This window comes from Streptomyces sp. PTL18, assembly GCF_059510295.1.
In genome coordinates this window covers 1-1,456 of sequence record NZ_JCAJZO010000098.1, presented here as the reverse complement: position 1 = coordinate 1,456, position 1,456 = coordinate 1, and the positions used below count along the sequence as shown (strand labels likewise).

The following is a 1,456-nucleotide window of genomic DNA, read 5'->3' as shown; positions in this document are numbered from 1 at the left end:
TTAGTACTCCAGTGCGGTTTCGTGATCTATCCAGTCGGTTCGTCGTTGGAGCGTCGTCGGTAGTGGCTGCGCCGGGCTGTTTCCTGGTGTTGTCGCCGCCAGTTGGACCAGTGCAGCAGCTTTGCCGCTGACACGGCTGGTGGGTTGAAGACAGTGGCGAGTAGGTGTCGGATCTCCGGCACGGTGAGCGTGATCAGGCCGTGGCTGCCGGTGGGGTGGGCCGGTTGAGTGGGTCGCTCGGGGGCTGAGCTGGCGGCGAGGGCGGTCAGGAAGGCCAGGGCGAGCATGGCGAGTGTGATGTGCCGGTGCCATGGGGTCCAGTGCCTGACCTGGTAGTGGTCGAGTCCGACCTGGCTCTTGGCGGCCTGGAAGCACTCCTCGACGCTCCAGCGGACACCGGCGACGCGGACCAGCTCCGCAAGAGTGACCTTGGCGGGTGACCAGCACAGGTAGAAGGCGAGTTCGCCGGTGGTGCGGTTGCGGCGGATGAGCAGGTGGCGGTGTTCACTTGTGCCGATGTGGATCCAGGCCCAGTCGTAGTAGCGCGGGCCCTTCGCACCGGCTCCGGCGCTGTGCCGCTGCCAGGCGGTGGCGGGCAGGCGCTCGGCGACGGTGTCCGCGCGGACGGGGGTGCGGCCGTGGTTGATCCGCACCCGCGTCGAGCAGGCAACAGCCATCACATAGCCGGTGCCGCGGGCTTCCAGGGCGGCGCGAAGCTGCGGGTCCTGCCCGTAGGCTTCGTCGCCGGTCACCCACCGTGCCTTCACCCCGGCATCCAGCGCGGCGGCGATCATCTCCCAGGCCAGGCGGGGCTTGGTCGCGAACTGGATCTCCTCGGGTATCCCGGCAGCGTGGCGGCGCTCGGCGTCAGCGCACCAGGAGTGCTCGGGCAGGTAGAGCCTGCGGTCGATCAGCGTTCGCCCCCGGCGGGTGGCATAGGCGAGGAAGACCCCGACCTGGGAGTTCTCGATGCGTCCCGCGGTGCCGGTGTACTGGCGCTGCACACCCGCCGAGGCGTGACCCTTCTTCACGAAACCGGTCTCGTCCACGATCAGGACACCACCGTCGGTGCCGAGGTGTTCGACGGCATAGGCGCGGATGTCGTCACGGACGGCATCGGCGTCCCAGCGGGCATAACGCAGCAGCCGCTGCATCGGCCCCGGCCGGGCCATGCCGGCCTGTTCGGCCAGCTGCCAGCAGTTCTTCCGCTCCGCCTTCGACAGCAACCCGAGCAGATAGGCGCGGGCGCTCGCTCTCGGTTCAACTCGGCCGAATTGGCCCGCGATCCGGGCCATGGCCTGGTCGAACATCGCCCGCCAGCGGGCAGGGTCTACGCTATGGCCCGCGGCCACCGCACGATCTTCGTTTGTCCACACACCAACCGATGATCACGCGGTGGCCGTACCCGTTCCCAGCCAGGCCCCGCCGAAAGATCGCGAAACCAGACTGGAGTATT

Annotated in this window: 1 protein-coding gene; it reads right to left on the bottom strand. The window is 68.4% G+C overall.

Going from position 1 to position 1,456, the window contains the following annotated elements; genetic code table 11:
- Nucleotides 1-26: 26 nt before the first annotated feature.
- Nucleotides 27-1,310, bottom strand: a complete 1,284-nt coding sequence (locus AC5WS8_RS39110) for an IS701 family transposase (RefSeq protein WP_496108230.1) — start codon at nucleotides 1,308-1,310, stop codon at nucleotides 27-29.
- Nucleotides 1,311-1,456: the final 146 nt, after the last annotated feature.